Below are 17,577 nucleotides of genomic sequence, written 5' to 3'. Positions count from 1 at the left end.
ACCACCGGGACTAGATATATGCTCACGTGTCTGAAGATGTCGCTCCTCAGGGTCGAGCGCGTGAGCTGGGCGAGCCGCGACGCCGCGCGCGTGCTGCAGGACGTCTCGCTGGAGCTGGACGACGGCGTCCTCGCCGGGGTTCACGGGCGCCGCGGTTCCGGCAAGACGACGCTCGCGCAGATCGCGTCCGGCCGCCTCGCCCCGGAGGCGGGCACGGTGCTGTTCGAGGACCATCCGCTCAGCGATGCTGCGCGGGTCGGCTTCGCCAGCCGTGACGACCCTGGCTGCGACGACCTCACTGCCGCGGCCTGGATCGCCTCGGCGCTCGTCGGCGCCGGCTCGTGGCGCACCGCGCGCCGCCGCGCAGGCGCCGCGATCGAGCGCGTCGGCCTCGGCGGGGCAGCCGCGCTGCGCTGGGCTGAGATGTCCGACCGCGAGCACGTGCTCGCCACGCTCGCGCAAGCGATCGTCCGCGGCCCGCGCCTGATCGTCGTCGACGACCCGATCACGGGCATGGCCGAGGAAGACCGCGGCGCGATTCTCGACCTCCTGCGTGGGCTCACAGACGACGGCGTCGCCGTGCTCGCGACCGCCGTCGAGCCCTCTGAGCTGGCCGGGTTCGACGTGGTTTGGGCGCTGGAGGACGGCCGTCTCGCTGGCCCGCCGCCGCGCCCCGCCGGCCAGGTCGTCCCGCTGCGCGCCCGCAACCGCCCCTGACGGTCCGGCTACCTCAGCGTCACAGGATCGAGAGCTCGCGGGTCTTACGAGGCGCATGAGGCTGGACGCCGACACGCTTGCAGGGCTGTTCGAGGCCGAAGGGCCGCGGCTGCTGGCGTTCGCCACGCGCCGCACGTTCGATGCCGAGCTGGCGCTCGACATCGTCGGCGAGGCGTTCGCAACCGCGTTCGAGCGGCGCTCGAAGTTCCGCGGCAACACGCGGGAGGAGGCGGTGGGGTGGCTGTACGCGATCACGCGCACGGTCCTCGACCACCAGTTCCGGCGTCGCGGGGTGGAGCGGCGCGCGCTCGCGCGGCTCGGCGTCGAGCCGCCCGCCATGGGCGACGACGAGCGCCGTCGGGTCGAGGAGCTCGCGGGTCTTGCGGATCTCCGTACCGCCGTCGCCCGTGAGATGGCCGCGCTGCCGGAAGCCCAACGCGACGCGGTCCGCCTGCGGATCGTCGACGAGCTCTCCTACGACGACCTCGCTGCCCAGCTCGGCATCACCCCCGACAACGCCCGCGCCCGCGTCTCCCGCGGCCTGCGGACCCTGACCCGTGCGATCACGCCACTCCAGGAGGCGATCGATGCCCGCTGACCGCCCCGACTTCCCGGCGCTGCAGCGCCTGACCGCGGACGTCTCCGACGCGATGCGCGCTGCCGAGACCGCCGAGCGGGCCGCCGCCGACCGCCGCCGCTGGTGGCGCCGATCGCTGCCGCTGGCCGTGGCGCTGCTCGCGCTCGCGCTCCCGGCCGCCGGTGTCCTGCACGCGACCTCCGGCAAGGCGGACGAGCGCCCGGTCGCTCCGCTTCACCACGCCGTCATCGCCACCGAGTGCGGGGCGACGGTCGCGATCGCCGCGCTCGCGGCGACGGGCGCCTCGCTCAGCCGCAGGGACGGTTCCCCGACGCCAATGACTTCGCTCCGCCCTTGCGCGTGATGTCCAGACCCGCGGGCGAGCCGTCCAACCTAATGGGGTTGCCGTTGACCGTGATCTGGGTGGACTTCAACCCGATGTTCATGCGGACGCGCTTGTCCTTGAAGACCTTCTTGCCGTCCAGCGTGCCGCTGAACAGGACCTTGCCGGAGCCGTCGTCGACGCACAGGAACGTGGGCAGCGGCGCGTTGACGCGGACCGTGACGAGCGCCGACGCGGCAGCCTTGCGCTTGGCGGCCGCCGCGCGCTTGCGCTTGGCCGCGGCCTTGCGCTTGCGCTCCGCCGCCGCCTGCTTGGCCGCGGCCTCCTCGTCCTCGTCGGCGGAGGTCGTCTCGGTCGCGGTCGTCTCGGTGTCCGCCGGCGTCGTCTCGGTGGCCGTCGTCTCCACCGGAGCGGTCTCCGTGGCGGTCGTCTCCGTCGCCGTCGTCTCCACCGCCGTGGTCGTCGTCGCCGGCCCGCTCGTCGTCGTCTCCGCCGGCAGGTTCGAAGCCACGTTGCCGTCGCCGTCGTCTCCGTCGCCCTGCAACAGCGACGCGCCCGCCGCCGCGGCCACCAACACCGCCGCGACGCCGACGATCCCCAGCAGCGCCCGCCCGCGCGAGCGTCCCTCGCTCACGCCCGGCGGCAGCAGCATCAACCTCTGGCCCGGTTCGGCGGACGCCAGGTCCGGCCGCACGCCCATGCCCGCCACCCGCAGCGCCGCGGCCACCCGGGCGCGCGCCGCCGGCGTCGGCGACGTCTCCCCGAACGCGGCCAGCAGCTGTTCCAACGTCGGCGCGCGGTCCGCGCCGCGACCGCGCGCAGCAGCGTTCGCGATCTCGGTCGCGATCGCGGCGTCGGCCAGCGGCACCTCAGAAGAAGGAAGGCCCTCCATGTCGCCCGCCTGTCTAGCAGAGGACCCGGCGAATCCGCGCAACGCGTCCACCGGCGTGTTGCGCTCAGATGAAGCATCCGCACGCGCCGGATACCCTTGCTCACCGAAACGATGGCCCATCTCTTCATCTGCCCCAACTGCGGTAACCGCACCACCGAGACCGAGCGCAACGCCGGCTTCCGGCGCCAGGCCCGTGGCTGCTCCAAGTGCGGCTTCGGCTTCCTGTTCGAGCTGCTCGACGACTACTACCCCGCGCCCGACGCCGCGTTCTTCGCCTGCGACGCGCAGGGGAAGGTCATCGCGTGCGGCCGCGGCTCATTCGAGCTCACCGGCCTCGACGACGAGAAGGTCATTGGCCGTCCCGTCAGGGACGTCTTGGGACTTCAGTTCTCGAACGGGGACGATCCCGTGGGCACCGTTCTCGAGTGGGGCGTGCGCAAGCTCAAGCAGCCCGTTGCCGTCCACGCAGAGGGCGATCTGCCCGCCCAGGCGACCGCCGATCTCTTCCCGGCGTACGATGACGACGGAGGCATGCTGCTCGTCCTCACGCCGGACAAGTGACGTTCGGCTAGGGCTCGTCACCTCGGACCCTGTCCCCGAGCAGTACGCTGCCGTCCGCTTCGCATGACCGACCGCCGCCGCAACTTCCTCATCCTCGGGCTCGTCGCCCTGCTGCTGATCCTCAGCCTGCTGGTGATCATCCCGGGGACGCCCCTGTCCAAGCCGACCCGTCAGGGGCTCGACCTCAAGGGCGGAACGTCGCTCGTCTACGAGGCGAAGCCGACGAAGTACGCCGACGTCACACCTGACTCGCTGCAGCGCACGATGGACATCATGCGCGAGCGCGTCGACTCCCTCGGCGTCGCTGAGCCGGAGATCCAGCAGTCCGGCGACAACCAGATCGAGGTGTCGCTGCCGGACGTCAAGAACGCCGAGCAGGCCCAGCAGCAGGTGGGCACGACGGCGGTCCTGGCGTTCTACGACTGGGAGAAGAGCGTCCGCAGCCCTGAGTGCAAGGCGGCGCCCACGGACACGTCGGTGACGGGCGGACCTCAGGCCGGCCAGCCGGGCTCCGGGTCGCTGACCTACTTCGACGCGGTCACCAAGGCGGCGGCCAACTGCAAGGCCACCGACGAGCCCGACGACACGACGCAGGGCCTCTGGTACGGCGTCGACACGGATGCCAAGACCGTCATCTGCGGGCCGCAGGCCACGGAGGAGGACGCCAAGGAGTCCTGCCAGAACGTGGGCAAGAAGCCCAACAAGTTCGTCGAGGTCCCGCAGGGCTACATCATCGTCCAGGCCGAGTCCGACGACACCGACAAGGCTTCTCAGGCGCTCGCCAACGACGCCTACTTCATCCTCAAGGACGACCCGGGCCTGCTCGGCCGCGACATCAAGGACCCCGAGCAGAACACCGACCAGCAGACCAGCCAGCCGACGGTCACCTTCAACTTCACCGACGAAGGCAAGAAGAAGTGGCAGAAGGTCACGCGCGAGATCTCGCAGCGCGGCCAGGCGGCGATCCTGCCGGGCCAGCCCGCCACGAACTTCGCCAACCACTTCGCGATCGTCCTCGACAACAAGCTGATCTCGGTCCCGTACATCGATCCCCAGCAGAACCCGGACGGGATCGACGGCGAGAACGGGTCGCAGATCTCGGGCTCATTCACGATCAAGTCGGCCCAGCGCCTGGCGACGCTGATCAAGACGGGCGCGCTGCCGATCAAGCTGGAGCTGATCTCGCAGTCGCAGGTCTCTGCGACGCTCGGCCAGCAGGCGCTGAATGACGGCCTTGTCGCCGGCATCGTCGGCTTCGCGATCGTCGCGCTGTTCCTGCTGATCTTCTACCGGGTGCTCGGCATCGTCGCCGTCGGCGCGCTGTTCGTCTACGCGATCTACCTGTTCGCGCTGATCAAGCTGATCCCGATCACGATGACGTTGCCCGGCATCGCGGGCCTCATCCTCACGATCGGTGTCGCGGCAGACGCGAACATCGTCATCTTCGAACGCGTCAAGGAAGAGATCCGCGGCGGCAGATCGGTCGCCGCCGGCATCGCGCAGGGCTACAAGAAGGGCATCGCCGCGATCATCGACGCGAACGTCGTGACGATCATGGTGGCCTTCATCCTGTTCGTCGTCGCGACGGCCGGCGTCCGCGGGTTCGCCTTCACGCTCGGCATCGGCACGATGACCTCGCTGTTCACCGCCGTCCTGGCGACGCAGGCGGTCCTCGGCACGATGCAGCGCTCGCCGCTGATCACCCATCCGAGCGCGCTCGGCGCCGGCGAGAGCAAGCGGCGCTGGACGATGGACTTCAGCGGCTCGGCGAAGTGGTTCTTCTCCACCTCGGGCATCATCCTGTTGATCGGCGCGCTGGCGATCGGCGGCAAGGGCCTGAACTTCGGCATCGACTTCGAGTCGGGCACGCGCGCCAAGGTCGCCTTCCAGAACGGTGTGCCGTCGGAGAACGCGGTCGGCGACGCGCTGCGCGCCGCGGGCTTCAACAACCCCGAGGTCCAGAAGGTCACGGGCGACAAGGAGCTCGGCGGCAACGGCATCCAGATCTCGCTCGGCGAGACGGGAACGGCGGTGACGGGCGTCGAGCGGACGCTGGTCTCCAAGTTCGGCGCCACGAAGGCCTTCCAGCAAGACTCGATCGGGCCGACGTTCGGCAAGACCGTGGCCAAATCGGCGATCTTCGCGATCATCGCGTCGCTGCTGGTCATCAGCGTGTACATCGCGCTGCGGTTCGAGTGGAAGTTCGCCGTCCCGGTGTTGATCGCGGTGATGCACGACATCTTGATCACGGCGGGCGTGTACTCCCTGACGGGCCGGGAGGTGACGACGTCGACGGTCGCGGCGCTGCTCACGATCTTGGGGTACTCGCTCTACGACACGATCATCGTGTTCGACCGAATCCGCGAGAACATGCCGCGCATGCCGCGTGCCGCGTTCACGCAGATCGTCAACCGGTCGATGAGCGAGGTGCTGACGCGGTCCCTGGCGACCTCGTTCTGCACGTTGCTGCCAATCCTGGCGCTGCTGTTCTTCGGTGGCGACACGCTTAAGGACTTCGCCTTCGCGCTGCTCATCGGCGTGATCTCGGGCGCGTACTCGTCGGTCTTCATCGCCTCGCCGGTGCTTGCGCACTGGAAGGAGCGCGAGGAGATCTACCGGCGCCGCCGCCTGCGGATCGCCGAGGAGACCGGCGGCAAGGTGCCGGCCTACGCGACCGCGGCGCACGGCGTCACGGTCGAGCCGAAGGCGTCCAAGCGCCCCGATCGCCGGATCACGACGCCGGAGGACCCGTCGCAGGGCGTGTCGCAGACCGAGTTCCAGCAGATGGTCGCCGACATCGAGCACGAGACGACCCCGTCGCGGGTCGCGCAGAAGACCAAGGAGCGGGCGCCCGATCCGGAGCCGCAGCCGCCGTCCGATCCGTCGGCGGACGCGACGCCCGAGGATCTGGTGTTGAAGGACGACAAGAAGGACCGCCCGAAGCGGTCCCGCAACAAGCGCCACGGGAGGCCGCGTTAGCCATGGCCATGTTCGCCTGGATCATGATGGGCCTCGCCCTCTGGCATTTCGCCATCTTCATCCCCGACCGCTTCTGGGGCGGCATCGTCGGCGCGTTCCTGGGCGCGCTCTTCGGCGGCGCCCTGGGCGGCCTGGCCCTGTCCGGGTTCACGATCCCGGGGGAGAGCGAGACGCACATCCTGCAGGCCCTCGAGGCCGTGCCGGGCGCGCTGATCGGGATGGGCCTCGTGTACTACGAGGGCGTTCGCCGCAAGACCCCCGCCTTGCACCTGTAAGACGGGGAGTTCGCCGCGCGGTTTCCCCGTAGTTGCGGGGTGAGCGCCTACGTGGCGTCCGGTGCCGATGGCACCCTGGGCGGCGATGCTCACGCCGCGACTCGACGTACCGCCGTGCGACAGCGCCGCGGCGCTGTCGTTGGCGCGCGACCTCGGGATGTCGTTCCCGGTCGCGCAGGTCCTAGTGCGGCGCGGGATCGTCACGTTGGAGGACGCGCGCGCGTGGTTGGCGGGCGCCGAGGAGCATCCGGCGGCGCTGTTCGGCGCGGCGCTGGACGAGGCGGTCGCGCTGCTGCTGGCGCACGTCGCGGCCGGATCGCGGATCACCGTGCACGGCGACTACGACGTGGACGGCGTGACCTCGACGGCGATCCTCGTGCGCGCGCTGCGCGGCGTGGGCGCGGACGTCGACTGGTACCTGCCGTCGCGCAGCGAGGACGGCTACGGGCTCAGCGCCGGGACCGTCGAGAAGCTCGCCCAGCGCGGCACGAAGCTGCTGGTGACGACCGACTGCGGCATCACGGCCGTCGACGAGGTCGCGCTGGCCAAGTCATTGGGGTTGGACGTGGTCGTCACCGACCACCACCAGCCGCGCGCGGACGGGGTCGTGCCCGACGCGCCGATCGTGCACCCGGGCGTCTGCGGCTACCCGTGCGTGGACCTCTGCGCCGGCGGCGTCGCGCACAAGCTCGCGGGCGCGCTGCTGGCAGCCGACGGGCACGATGCGTCGATCGCGTTGGCCGACCTCGACCTGGTGGCCTTGGCCACGATCGCCGACTGCGTCCCGCTGGTCGGCGAGAACCGACGCCTCGTCCGCCAGGGGCTGACGGCGCTGGGCCGGACGGAGAAGGTCGGCCTGCGGGCGCTGATGCGGGTCGCCAAGGTTGACCCGACGCGCGTCGACGCGCGGGCGGTCGGCTTCGGCCTGGCGCCGCGAATCAACGCCGCGGGCCGCCTGCATCGCGCCGACGCCGCGCTGGAGCTGCTGCTCACCCACGACGAGACGCGTGCCGCGCAGATCGCCGAAGAGCTCGACCGCGCCAACGCGGACCGCCGCTTCGTCGAGGAGCGGATCCGCTTCGAGGCCGAGGCGCAGGTCGCCAACCTCGGCGAGCAGCCGGCCTACGTGCTGTGGGCCGAGGGCTGGCACCCGGGCGTGATCGGCATCGTCGCCTCGCGGATCGCCGAGCGCCACAACCGGCCGGTCGTGATGATCGCGCTGCGCGAGGGGGAGGACGAGGGCACGGGCTCTGGCCGCTCGATCCCCGCGTTCGACCTTCTTGGTGGCCTTGACGCCTCGTCGCGACACCTGCTGCGCCACGGCGGCCACCGCGCGGCCGCGGGCTGCACGATCGCCCGCAGCGAGTTGGAGGCCTTCCGCGCCGCCTTCGCCGCGCACGCCGCCGAGGTGCTCGCTCCCGAGGACCTCGTCCCGGTCGAGCGCGTCGACGCCGTCGTCAGCGGCGACGAGCTCGGCACCGCGCTGGCCGAGGAGCTCGGCCGCCTCGCGCCCTTCGGCATCGGCAACCCGTCGGTCAGCCTGCTCGTCCCGGCCGCCCGCCTGGTCGATCCCGTCCAGATGTCCGAGGGCAAGCACGTCCGCTTCACGGTCGAGGCCGGCGGCATCCGCGCGCGCGCCGTCGCCTTCAACCTCTCGCACCTGCCTGAAGGCGCGGCGAGCGGCAACCTCCACGCCACCTTCACGCTGGAGCTCAACGAGTGGCGTGGCACGATCGAGCCCCGCCTCGTCCTGCGCAAGCTCCTGCCCGCGACCGCCGAGTCGCCCCGCCTCGTCGGCGAGCCCGCGGTGGCGACGGCGGAGTGGGAGGCGGAGGTCATTCGCCTGGCCACCGCATCCGTGCCGGCCCTCGCTCTCGTCGGAGGGACGTCCTCGCAGCCAGAAGCCCACACGGTCGAGCGGCTCGCCACCCTTCCCCAACGGCTCGACGGAGGAGGCGAAGGCCGCACCCTCCGCGACCGCCGCTCCACCGGCCTGGCGGGCACCATCGCCGCGCTCGTCTACACCGGCGAGTCGGTCCTGGCCATCGCCGCCGACGGCCCGGCGCGCGCGCAGCAGCTCACGGGCCGGCTCGGCGGGTTCGCCGTGACCAGCTGGGACGCGCTGGAGCGGGATCCCGCGCTCGCGGATGGGTACCACCACCTCGTGGCCATCGATCCACCGCTGCATCCCGACCAGGAGGCCCTCCTGACCGCGGGCCATCCGGCCCAGATGGCCCATCTAGCGTGGGGCGAGCCTGAGCTACGCTATTCCAGGGATGTTCTGGAGCGAGATCACAACCTGCGACCGGGCCTCGTCGCCGCCTATCGGGCGTTGCGCGACGGCCGCGGGCTGGCCGACGCCGTCGGGCACCGTCCCGCGGTCGCGGCGGGGCGGCTGCTCGCCGTCCTGGCCGAGCTCGGCCTGGTCAGCACCGATGACGGTCGCGTCGCGGTCGTCCCGGACGTCGCGCCGACCGATCTCGAGCGCTCCCCGGCCTACCAGCACGCCCAACAGCGCCACGCGGAGGGGACGGCATGGCTGACCAGCGCGAGCGCGACACCGCAAGCGGCCTGACGCCGGACGCCGCCGCTGCCGCCACCGGCGGTAACGGTTCGGACGACCACGGGGACCGTACCCCTGTGGACACGATCATCCATTCCGATGGCCACCCGCCGGTCGCGCGCAACGACCTCACCCCGGACCAGCAGCGGCTGCTCTCCGACCTCTTCGCGATCGTCGAGGAGCACGCCGACGACGCCGCGCTGCCGATCGACCGCGTCCGTGTCGAGGATGCGTTCGTGTTCGCGTGCGAGCACCACGCCGACCAGCGCCGCAAGTCCGGCGAGCACTTCATCATCCATCCCGCCGCGGTCGCAAAGATCTGCGCGGGCCTGCGCCTGGACACCGACACGCTCGTCGCCGCGCTCCTGCACGACACGGTCGAGGACACCACCGCGTCGCTCGAAGAGGTCAAGGAGCTGTTCGGCGAGGAGGTGATGGCGCTCGTCGACGGCGTCACCAAGCTCACCGGCATCACCTTCACCTCGCGCGACGAGGCCCAGGCCGAGAACTACCGCAAGATGATGGTCGCGATGGCCTCGGACGTCCGGGTCATCCTCATCAAGCTCGCCGACCGCCTGCACAACATGCGGACGATCGACGCGATGCCCAAGCAGAAGCAGATCGAGAAGGCCAAGGAGACCCTCGAGATCTACGCGCCGATCGCGCACCGCCTCGGCATCCACGCGATCAAGTGGGAGCTCGAGGACCTCGCCTTCGCCGCCCTGCACCCGCGCAAGTACCAGGAGATCAAGGGCCTGGTCAACCAGCAGCGCGAGGAGCGCGACGACTACGTCAAGGCCGCCGGCGACGAGCTGAACCGCGAGCTCGACGCGCTCGGCATCAACGCGCGCATCTCCGGCCGCGCGAAGCACTTCTACTCCATCTACTCCAAGATGACCAAGAAGGGCCGCGAGTTCAACGAGATCTACGACCTCACCGCCATGCGCGTGGTCGTGGACTCGGTGAAGGACTGCTACGGCGCGGTCGGCGTCATCCACAGCCTTTGGAAGCCGCTGCCCGGCCGCTTCAAGGACTTCGTCGCGATGCCGAAGTTCAACATGTACCAGTCGCTGCACACGACGGTCATCGGGCCCGAGGGCCTGCCGCTGGAGATCCAGATCCGGACCAAGGACATGCACGACATGGCCGAGTTCGGGGTCGCCGCGCACTGGATGTACAAGCAGGACCCCAACAAGAAGGGCGGGGGCCTGGAGGGCGACGACAAGCTCAAGTGGCTGCGGTCGATGCTCGACTGGCAGTCGGAGCTGAACGACCCCAAGGAGTTCATGGAGACGCTCCGCGTCGACCTGTTCGACGAGGAGGTCTTCGTCTTCACCCCGAAGGGCGAGGTCAAGTCGCTGGCCCAGGGCGCGACGCCGCTGGACTTCGCCTACGAGGTCCACACCGAGGTCGGCCACCGCTGCGTCGGCGCGAAGGTCAACGGCAAGATCGTGCCGTTGAACTACGCGCTGAACTCCGGCGACATCATCGAGATCCTGACCTCCAAGCGCGATCGCGGCCCGTCGCGCGACTGGCTCGCGCTGGTCAAGACCACGCGCGCCCGCAACAAGATCAAGCAGTTCTTCAAGGCCGAGTCTCGCGAGGACACCGAGCACACCGGCCGCGAGCTGCTCCAGGAGCACCTCAAGAAGCAGGGCCTGCCGCCGCAGAAGCTCGTCAGCTCACCGCTGCTGGCCGACGTCATCCGCGAGATGGGCTTCCGCAAGGCGGATGACTTCTACATCGCGCTCGGCGGCGCGAAGATCTCGCCGAAGGTCGTCGTCAACAAGCTGATGCAGCGCCTGAAGGCGGGCGAGGCAGCTGAGGACGAGACCGATCCCGCCGAGGCGCTGGTCAGCACGCGCCGCGCGCGTCGCCAGCCGACGGGCAAGGCGGGGTCCTACGGCATCCGCGTGGACGGGGTGGAGGACGTCTTGGTGCGGTTGGCCAAGTGCTGCCGCCCGGTCCCCGGCGATCCGATCGTCGGCTACGTCTCGCTGGGTCGCGGCATCACGATCCACCGCGACGACTGCCCCAACACCGTCGCGCTGCGCAAGGACCCGGAGCGCTTCGTGCGCGTCCACTGGGAGGGCGACCACCAGACCTCCTTCCGCGTCGAGCTCCAGGTCGACGCCTGGGACCGCCACCGCTTGTTGGAGGACTTGTCCCGCACCTTCGCCGAGGCCGGCTTCAACATCGTCGAGGCCCGCTGCATCGTCAACTCACCGATGGTGCAGAACAAGTTCGTCGTCGAGGTCCCCGACACCCAGGGCCTCAAGCAGGCCGTCACGCGCCTGCGCAACATCGAAGGCGTCTTCGACGCCTACCGCATCACCCCGGGCGCCAGCTAGTCACGATCTGCCACCGGGCTGTGGCGTCGCCGGAGGCGGACGGCTACCTTCGGCCGTGCTGATGGCTCCTGAGCAGTAGGAAGGTCTCACATGCGGCTCGCCCGTTGTTCCGCGCTGCTCAGCAGCGCCGTCGCGCTCTTGCTGGTCCTCGGCGCCTCCGGCGCGTCGGCCGACGCCCTGAACCAGGGCGGTGCTCCGGTCGCGGCCGGGTTCAACCTCAACCTCACGAGCAACAGCATCGTGATCACCGGCGCCTTCGCCAACCCGGTGACGTGCACGAGCTCAGGCATCGCCACGACCGTGACCAGCAACAACGTCGCCGGGGTCCCGGCCCGGGCCGACCTGGACAATTGGACGTTCGCGGGCTGCACGCTGCCGGGCGGCGCCGCGTGCGCCGTGTTCGTCAACGCCCTGCCGTGGGGCAACGCGGTGTGGCTGCGCAACGGGCCGCCGAAGACGTTCTCGATCTCGTTCCCGGCCAACCGGCTGCTGTCGGTCGCGTGCGGGGGCATGGTGTGCTCTTACGTCGGCGCCGCCGCCGTCCCGCCGGCGAGCGTGACCGGCGCCTGGAGCGACTCGCCGTCGACGACCACGCCGGCGACCGTCCAGTTCGTCAACGCGCCGCTCGCCCATGTCGCCGGCGGCTGCCCGGTCGCCGGGGCGATCTTTACCGGCACCTACAAGACGACCACCAACGCGATGACATTGACGGTCTAGCGGCGTATCGCAGCCGATAGGGTCGGGCTCATGCCCGACGTCCTGCTCTACAGCGACACCGAGCGCAGCGCCGCGCTGCGCCACGAGCTGCCGATCACGATCGCCGACCCGTTCGGCTACGCGGAGGTGGGTGGCAAGGCCACCATCTTCATCAGCTCGCTGGACCAGGAGCGTGCCGCCGCCGCGCGGCCGGACGCCGCGATCATCGAATGGGGCGACGTCGGCTTCCACGAGTTGTTGGAGAGCGGGATGCCGCGCGACCAGATGGTCATCGAGATGATCTCCCGCGCGGTCGCGAAGATCGGCGTCAAGGACGCGATCGTCGACCCCGACTTCCCGCTGGCCGTCGCCGACCGCCTGCGCGCCGACGGCGTCCTGCTGACGCCCGACCACGAGACCTTCGCGCTGCGCCGTCGGGCGAAGTCCGCCACCGAGCTGGCGGGGATCCGCCGCGCGCAGAAGGCCGCCGAGGCTGGGATGGCCGCCGCGGCCGCACTCCTGCGCGCCGCCGTCCCCGAGGGCGACCGGATCGTCATCGACGGCGAGCCGGTCACCGCCGAGCAGGTCCGCGACGCCATCCGCACGGCCTGCGCCGCCGCCGGCGCGCCCGCGCCGGCGGACATCATCGTGGCCAGCGTCTGGCAGGGTTTTGGCCACGAGTCGGGCACCGGCCCGCTGCCGGCGAATCTCCCGATCCACATCGACCTCTGGCCGCGCGACGAGGAGACCAACTGCTGGGCCGACATGGCCCGGACGTTCGTCGTCGGCACGCCCGACGCCAAGACGCTCGAGCTCAACGCGCTCACCCACCAGGCCCACATGGCCGCCCGCGACGCGATCCGCCCCGGCATCACCGGCCGCGAGCTGCACGCCATCGCCTGCGACATCTTCGAGGCCGCCGGTCACGCCACCCAGCGCACCGGCCCCGGCGAGGACCCCAACGAGGGCTTCCAGTTCTCCCTCGGCCACGGCGTTGGCCTCGAGGTCCACGAAGATCCCGGCATGGGCCAATCCGGCCGTTCACCCCTCATCCCGGGCGACGTCATCGCCATCGAACCCGGCCTCTGGGACCGCACCACCGGCGCCCTCGGCTCCGAAGACCTCGTCCTCGTCACCGAAGACGGCCACGAGGTCCTGACCGACTTCCCCTACGACTTGGCGCCGTAGTCCTTCGTCGGGCTACGCCGCGTCGTCCACGAGGTCGTGGCCCACGTTGTAGGTCTTGCGCAAGCGCTCCATCTCGCTCGCCCGCGTTCGGAACGCGCGAGCGGTGCGGCGGTCGCGGCCGCCCGGGATCAGCCGGTCGTGGGCGCCGTTCAACGTGTAGGTGAGCGGTGCGACCAGGCGCGGGAGGTGCTTCCAGCGCGTGTCCGGGATGCCGAGGTCGTTGGCGATCGCGTCGCCGACGAAGGCGCGTTGGAGGCCGCGGATGATGGACGGCGTCAAGCGCGCGGGGAGGAGGCGGGCGAGCTCGGCGGCCTGGAACTCCGTGAGCGCGTCCACGAACGCGCGGTCGTCGGGGTCGGCGCCCGGGGAGGTCAAGGCGTACAACTGCTCGATCGGCGCGTAGTCGTCGATCGTCTTCGGCAACAGCGCCTCCTCGACGCCGACGTACCAGCCGACGCAGCGCCAGAGGTGCACGATGTCCTCGGTCTCGGCGTCGCTGTAGCGCGCGCCGAGCTGGCCCATCGCTCGCAGCGCGACCGAGCAGAACTCGGCCAGGGTGAAGGCCATGTACGGCTGCGGGATCGGGAGGCCCCACGCGTCTGTGTCCCACTCGGCGTGCGAGCGCAGGTGCCCCCGCACGTGCGCGTGGATCATCCGGACCCGCACGGTCCGCTCGAAGCCCGCGCCGTCGCGCGCCATCCCGCCGGGCGTGGTGACCGCGGTCAGCCAGTCGCCGACCTCGATCGACCGCACCGCCGCGTTCTTCGCGTAGCGCCCCGTGAAGGCCAATGGCTTGCCGGCGACCGTGTTCTGCGCGCCCGCCAAAAGCGATGCCGCGCCAAGCACGAGCCCGTACTCGCGCCCCTGCCGCGCCAGGTGTCCGGCGGCGCGGTCGCAGCGGTCGAGGTCCATCCAGGACGGCGGCGCGTCGAGCTCCGCGAAGAGCGCGCGCAACGGCGCGGGCGCGTCGCCCCCGAGCGACTCCACGCCCTCCGCGATCGCCCTCCGCACCAGCCGTGCCGAGGCGCCGCCGCCGTCCTGCGCCACCGCGTCCGCCAGCGGATCGCCCACCCACATCGCGTCGAGCCACCGCTGGCCCAGCGCGCCAAACCGCTCCACCGCCAGATCGACGCCGCGCAGCGCCGTCGGGACGACCGCGCCCGCCGCCGACGCCTCCGCCGTCACGCCAGCCGCGTCCGGATCGCCTCGTCCAGGTAGTCCTGGACCTCCGCGACCGACACCGACGGATCGCGCCCGTGCGCCTGCATGACCTCGGCCGCGGTCGGCACGGCGTCCAGCGACGGCCACGCCTCCGGATCCCACAGCTTCGACCGGATGAGCGCCTTCGGGCAGTGCGCGTAGACCTCGTCGGCGGCGACCACGATCGCCGTCCGCGGTGGCTTACCCACCGCACCCACGCGCGAGAGCACGTGCGGCGCCTCGGTCACCCGCGCGCGCCCGTTGACGCGCAGCGTCTGGTCGCGCCCCGGGATCAAGAACAACAACCCGACGTAGCCGGTGACCACCACGTTGCGCAGCGTGTCGAGCCGGTTGTTGCCGGTGGCGTCCGGGATCGCCAGGAACCCGTCGTCCAGCACGGTGACGAACCCCGCGGGGCCTCCGCGCGGCGTCGCGTCTGCGCGGCCGTCCTCGTCGTGCGACGCCACGACCACCAGCGGGGACGCCGCGATCAGCGCCCGCGCGGCCTCGTCGAGCGACCCGATGTCCTTGGTCCACGCTCGGTCCTTCGCCGCCGGGTACCGCTCGACGAGGTCGTCCAGCGAGGCCAGCGCGTCGGCGAAGGGATCGGTCACCCGACCTACGACACCACGAGCAAGGGGGCGTCGTCAACCGAATAGCGAGCCTCGGTCACGTCCCCGATGTAGTCGCCGTCGACGTGCAGCGGCACCGGGCGCCCGTCAACCGACCGCACGACCACGTCGTGCACACCCGCGAAGCCGTCGACCTGGCGGTGGCGATCCAGCCGCGCGCGCTCGCTGAACATCCGGTACATCACGCCGGGCATGACCGTCGGGCGCGTCGAGCGCAGGACGATGCCGGCGAGCGACGGATCGGTCAGCGTCGCGCCGTGTGCGGCGTGGATCGGGATCTTGCGGAAGTAGGTGTAGGGCTCGCCCTTCTGCACCAACACGGTCACGCCCGGCAGGCCGGCGCCGCCGTCGGTCACGGCCTCGAGCTTGGGCGCGCGTCGCACGTACTTCCCCAAGAACTCCCCGAAGCCGCAGTAGGCGAAGTAGTACGGGCCGAAGCGCGCCTTCAGGTGCGGGTGGGCGTCGACGCGCGCGACGACGCTGGCGTCCAGGCCCAAGCCGGAGGAGAACAGGAAGCGCCGGTCGTTGACCATCGCCATCCGGACCTCGCGCGGCTGCCAGTCGTCGGCTATCCGCAGCAGGTGCTCGGTCGCGTCGACGATGTCGTTCGGGATCCCGAGCATCCGCGCGTACACGTTGGTCGAGCCGCCGGGCAGGCAGGTCAGCGGCGTCTCGGAGCCGCGCAGGCCGTTGGCGGCCTCGTTGACCGTGCCGTCGCCGCCGAACGCGACGACCACGTCGTAGCCCTCGCCGGCCGCCTCGCGCGTCAGCGCGGTGGCGTGATCGCGGGCCTCGGTGTCGACGGCCGTGACCTCGTAGCGCCCCTGAAGGGCGTAGACCACGAGGTTGCGCAGGCGGTCGGAGACCGTGGTCGCATAGGGGTTGACGATGACCAGCATGCGCTTGCGCTCGGTGGGAGCGTTCAACGCAAACTGGTCGCCGAGGGATTCGAGCGACTCGAGGCTGGCGGCGGGCACGTGGGGGAATACACCGCTTTGGCCTGCGGGTCACACACGGAACAGGTTCGGGATTCCGCACCTGCCAAACGCAAGGGACCACCACTGACCCTCCCCCCGTTGAGGGATTGAATGGTTGCCGTGACCTCCCTGCGGAACTCCCACCGAGAGCTCCTCGCTCTCCTCCTTGTGACGAGCTCCATCTTCGTGGCCGCAGGGATCGCCGACGCCGCCGGTTCAACGACAAACGCGCCGTCTCACGACGGCACGGCCGGCGTCAGCACCCAGTCCGTGCCCTAGGGCCGGTCGCGCTCGCTCGCACGCTTCGGCGCTGCGGGTGAGCGCGATCGGCGCGCGCGGCTGCTCTCAGCCCGCCGCCGACCAGGACACGATCCGCTCCACGTCGAGCGCGATCACGGGCCCTTCCGGCCGCCGTTCCGCGTACTGCGGGTACTTGGCCACCAGCGCGTCAAGCTCTGCCGTGGCCTCCGCCGCTTCGAGCACCCGCGCCGCGCCGTCCGCGCGAACCCACCACAGTGCGCTCCAGTCCGCGTCGCCGTAGTGGTCGACCAACACCGACGCCCGCGGATCCCGCCGCAAGTCCTCGACCCGCGCCAGCGCCCGCGTCGCCTTCGGCTTGTGGTCGACCGCATGGACGATCGACCTCCCGACGACCGCGAACGTCACCGGCACGACACGCGGGGCGGTCGTGGCGAAGCGCGCGACGCGGGCGCCGCCCAGCAGCTCCCACGCGCGCTCGTCGGTCATCCGGTCAGCCGATCCCGACGTCGTGCAGCTCGTACATCACGCGCTCGACCCGATCCAGCTCGGCCTCCACGACCGACCGCCGGCCCGACGGCAGCCAGAACAGCACGCGGTCCGCGCCCGCCTGCTCATACCGCTCCAGCAGCGACGGCTCCAGGTCTGGGCCCATGACGACGACCTCGATCGGCCGGTCGGCGCGCTCGCGCAGCTCCCCGATCCGCTCCAGGACTCCAGAGGCGTGGTTCGGCATCCACGCGTCGCCGTATTCCAACACGCGATCCAACACCGTTGGCCCGTTGCCGCCAACCAGGATCGGCGGGTGCGGCTTCTGCAGCGGCTTGGGATCGCTCCAGATCCGGTCGAAGTTCACGAAGTCCCCGTGGAACGACGCCTCGTGGTGGGTCCAGATCGCCTTCATCGCCAGCACGTGCTCGCGCATCCGCTTCATCCGCGTGCGCGGATCGACGCCGTGGTTGTCCATCTCCTCGCGGTTCCAGCCCGCGCCGACCCCGAACTCGAAGCGCCCGCCGCTGAGGTGATCGAGCGACGCGACCTCCTTGGCGGTGACGATCGGGTCGCGCTGCGGCACCAACGCGATGCCCGTGCCCACGCGCAGGTTCTGCGTCGCCGCCAGCGCGTAGGCCGACGCCACGAACGGGTCGTACGTCCGCGCGTACTTGCGCGGCAGCGGCGGCGCGCCCTCGCGACCACCCCACGGCGACTCACGCGACGCCGGGATGTGCGTGTGCTCGGCCCACAGCAGCCAGCGATGGCCGCGCTCCTCGACCAGCCGCGCGAGCTCCGCGGGCCCGAGGCCGTCGTGGGTGGGGAAGTAAGCGACGCCGGCGTCCATAGCGACCAAGGTAGCCGCCACCGCGACGT

General features: G+C 71.0%; 16 protein-coding genes. 10 read left to right on the top strand and 6 right to left on the bottom strand.

Translation table 11 applies throughout. The annotated features are described in order from the left end of the window. The first annotated feature begins 36 nt into the window (after positions 1-36). Genes ACT01A_RS02200 through ACT01A_RS02190 form a run of 3 tightly spaced genes read left to right on the top strand, consistent with a single transcriptional unit; the run spans position 37 to position 1,658 of the window. Positions 37-717, top strand: a complete 681-nt coding sequence (locus ACT01A_RS02200) for an ATP-binding cassette domain-containing protein (RefSeq protein WP_445150606.1) — start codon at positions 37-39, stop codon at positions 715-717. Positions 718-772: 55 nt separating this feature from the next. Next, positions 773-1,315 (top strand): RNA polymerase sigma factor, encoded by a 543-nt coding sequence (locus ACT01A_RS02195; protein ID WP_445150605.1) that lies wholly within the window; start codon positions 773-775, stop codon positions 1,313-1,315. Then, positions 1,305-1,658, top strand: coding sequence for a hypothetical protein (locus ACT01A_RS02190; protein WP_445150604.1), 354 nt, complete (start codon positions 1,305-1,307; stop codon positions 1,656-1,658). Before ACT01A_RS02195 ends, ACT01A_RS02190 begins: the two co-directional genes overlap by 11 nt. Here ACT01A_RS02190 and ACT01A_RS02185 read toward each other — a convergent pair. Then, positions 1,603-2,529 carry a hypothetical protein gene (locus ACT01A_RS02185; RefSeq protein ID WP_445150603.1) on the bottom strand — a complete coding sequence of 309 codons (927 nt, stop codon included), beginning with the start codon at positions 2,527-2,529 and terminating at the stop codon, positions 1,603-1,605. The genes ACT01A_RS02190 and ACT01A_RS02185 overlap by 56 nt on opposite strands. A 111-nt stretch (positions 2,530-2,640) precedes the next feature. Here ACT01A_RS02185 and ACT01A_RS02180 point away from each other — a divergent pair, with 111 nt between their 5' ends. From ACT01A_RS02180 to ACT01A_RS02150, 7 genes are all read left to right on the top strand, one after another. Continuing rightward, entirely contained in the window at positions 2,641-3,090 is a 450-nt protein-coding gene (locus ACT01A_RS02180; protein WP_445150602.1) for a hypothetical protein, read from the top strand. Positions 3,091-3,153: 63 nt separating this feature from the next. Then, complete coding sequence (secD, locus tag ACT01A_RS02175; protein ID WP_445150601.1) at positions 3,154-6,069, top strand: protein translocase subunit SecD; 2,916 nt, start codon at positions 3,154-3,156, stop codon at positions 6,067-6,069. Positions 6,070-6,071: 2 nt separating this feature from the next. Further along, a complete protein-coding gene (locus ACT01A_RS02170) occupies positions 6,072-6,344 on the top strand; it encodes a hypothetical protein (protein WP_445150600.1) in 273 nt (90 codons plus the stop codon). 67 nt (positions 6,345-6,411) lie between these two features. Continuing rightward, a complete protein-coding gene (gene recJ, locus ACT01A_RS02165; protein WP_445152786.1) occupies positions 6,412-8,919 on the top strand; it encodes a single-stranded-DNA-specific exonuclease RecJ in 2,508 nt (835 codons plus the stop codon). Continuing rightward, entirely contained in the window at positions 8,880-11,258 is a 2,379-nt protein-coding gene (locus ACT01A_RS02160; protein WP_445150599.1) for a RelA/SpoT family protein, read from the top strand. Before recJ ends, ACT01A_RS02160 begins: the two co-directional genes overlap by 40 nt. 90 nt (positions 11,259-11,348) lie before the next feature. Then, positions 11,349-11,975 carry a hypothetical protein gene (locus tag ACT01A_RS02155; protein WP_445150598.1) on the top strand — a complete coding sequence of 209 codons (627 nt, stop codon included), beginning with the start codon at positions 11,349-11,351 and terminating at the stop codon, positions 11,973-11,975. A 30-nt stretch (positions 11,976-12,005) separates the two neighbouring features. Continuing rightward, positions 12,006-13,142 (top strand): M24 family metallopeptidase, encoded by a 1,137-nt coding sequence (locus ACT01A_RS02150; RefSeq protein WP_445150597.1) that lies wholly within the window; start codon positions 12,006-12,008, stop codon positions 13,140-13,142. Between the two features lie 12 nt (positions 13,143-13,154). Here ACT01A_RS02150 and ACT01A_RS02145 read toward each other — a convergent pair whose 3' ends face one another. The 5 genes from ACT01A_RS02145 to ACT01A_RS02125 all read right to left on the bottom strand — a co-directional run bounded on the left by ACT01A_RS02145 (position 13,155) and on the right by ACT01A_RS02125 (position 17,548). Then, a complete protein-coding gene (locus tag ACT01A_RS02145; protein WP_445150596.1) occupies positions 13,155-14,327 on the bottom strand; it encodes an oxygenase MpaB family protein in 1,173 nt (390 codons plus the stop codon). Continuing rightward, on the bottom strand, positions 14,324-14,956 hold the full coding sequence (locus ACT01A_RS02140; protein ID WP_445150595.1) for an MSMEG_1061 family FMN-dependent PPOX-type flavoprotein: 633 nt from the start codon (positions 14,954-14,956) through the stop codon (positions 14,324-14,326). The genes ACT01A_RS02145 and ACT01A_RS02140 overlap by 4 nt, the downstream gene beginning before the upstream one ends. Before the next feature lie 5 nt (positions 14,957-14,961). Next, a complete protein-coding gene (locus tag ACT01A_RS02135; RefSeq protein ID WP_445150594.1) occupies positions 14,962-15,951 on the bottom strand; it encodes a diacylglycerol/lipid kinase family protein in 990 nt (329 codons plus the stop codon). Between the two features lie 345 nt (positions 15,952-16,296). After that, positions 16,297-16,698: a TIGR03668 family PPOX class F420-dependent oxidoreductase gene (locus ACT01A_RS02130; RefSeq protein WP_445150593.1), complete on the bottom strand. Its 402-nt coding sequence runs from the start codon at positions 16,696-16,698 to the stop codon at positions 16,297-16,299. Positions 16,699-16,702: 4 nt separating this feature from the next. Beyond that, complete coding sequence (locus ACT01A_RS02125; RefSeq protein ID WP_445150592.1) at positions 16,703-17,548, bottom strand: LLM class F420-dependent oxidoreductase; 846 nt, start codon at positions 17,546-17,548, stop codon at positions 16,703-16,705. Between the last annotated feature and the right edge of the window lie 29 nt (positions 17,549-17,577).

This window comes from Baekduia sp. Peel2402 (assembly GCF_052567285.1).
Note: the sequence above shows the minus strand (reverse complement) of the source record. Positions and strands in the feature narration are given on the sequence as shown.

Coding starts and splice junctions, on each gene's coding strand:
- ACT01A_RS02180 (WP_445150602.1), top strand. CDS start 2,641: ATGGCCCATCTCTTCATCTGCCCCAACTGCGGTAACCGCACCACCGAG.
- recJ (WP_445152786.1), top strand. CDS start 6,412: ATGGCACCCTGGGCGGCGATGCTCACGCCGCGACTCGACGTACCGCCG.
- ACT01A_RS02195 (WP_445150605.1), top strand. CDS start 773: ATGAGGCTGGACGCCGACACGCTTGCAGGGCTGTTCGAGGCCGAAGGG.
- ACT01A_RS02125 (WP_445150592.1), bottom strand. CDS start 17,548: ATGGACGCCGGCGTCGCTTACTTCCCCACCCACGACGGCCTCGGGCCC.
- ACT01A_RS02155 (WP_445150598.1), top strand. CDS start 11,349: ATGCGGCTCGCCCGTTGTTCCGCGCTGCTCAGCAGCGCCGTCGCGCTC.
- ACT01A_RS02130 (WP_445150593.1), bottom strand. CDS start 16,698: ATGACCGACGAGCGCGCGTGGGAGCTGCTGGGCGGCGCCCGCGTCGCG.
- ACT01A_RS02185 (WP_445150603.1), bottom strand. CDS start 2,529: ATGGAGGGCCTTCCTTCTTCTGAGGTGCCGCTGGCCGACGCCGCGATC.
- ACT01A_RS02190 (WP_445150604.1), top strand. CDS start 1,305: ATGCCCGCTGACCGCCCCGACTTCCCGGCGCTGCAGCGCCTGACCGCG.
- secD (WP_445150601.1), top strand. CDS start 3,154: ATGACCGACCGCCGCCGCAACTTCCTCATCCTCGGGCTCGTCGCCCTG.
- ACT01A_RS02170 (WP_445150600.1), top strand. CDS start 6,072: ATGGCCATGTTCGCCTGGATCATGATGGGCCTCGCCCTCTGGCATTTC.
- ACT01A_RS02200 (WP_445150606.1), top strand. CDS start 37: ATGTCGCTCCTCAGGGTCGAGCGCGTGAGCTGGGCGAGCCGCGACGCC.
- ACT01A_RS02160 (WP_445150599.1), top strand. CDS start 8,880: ATGGCTGACCAGCGCGAGCGCGACACCGCAAGCGGCCTGACGCCGGAC.
- ACT01A_RS02150 (WP_445150597.1), top strand. CDS start 12,006: ATGCCCGACGTCCTGCTCTACAGCGACACCGAGCGCAGCGCCGCGCTG.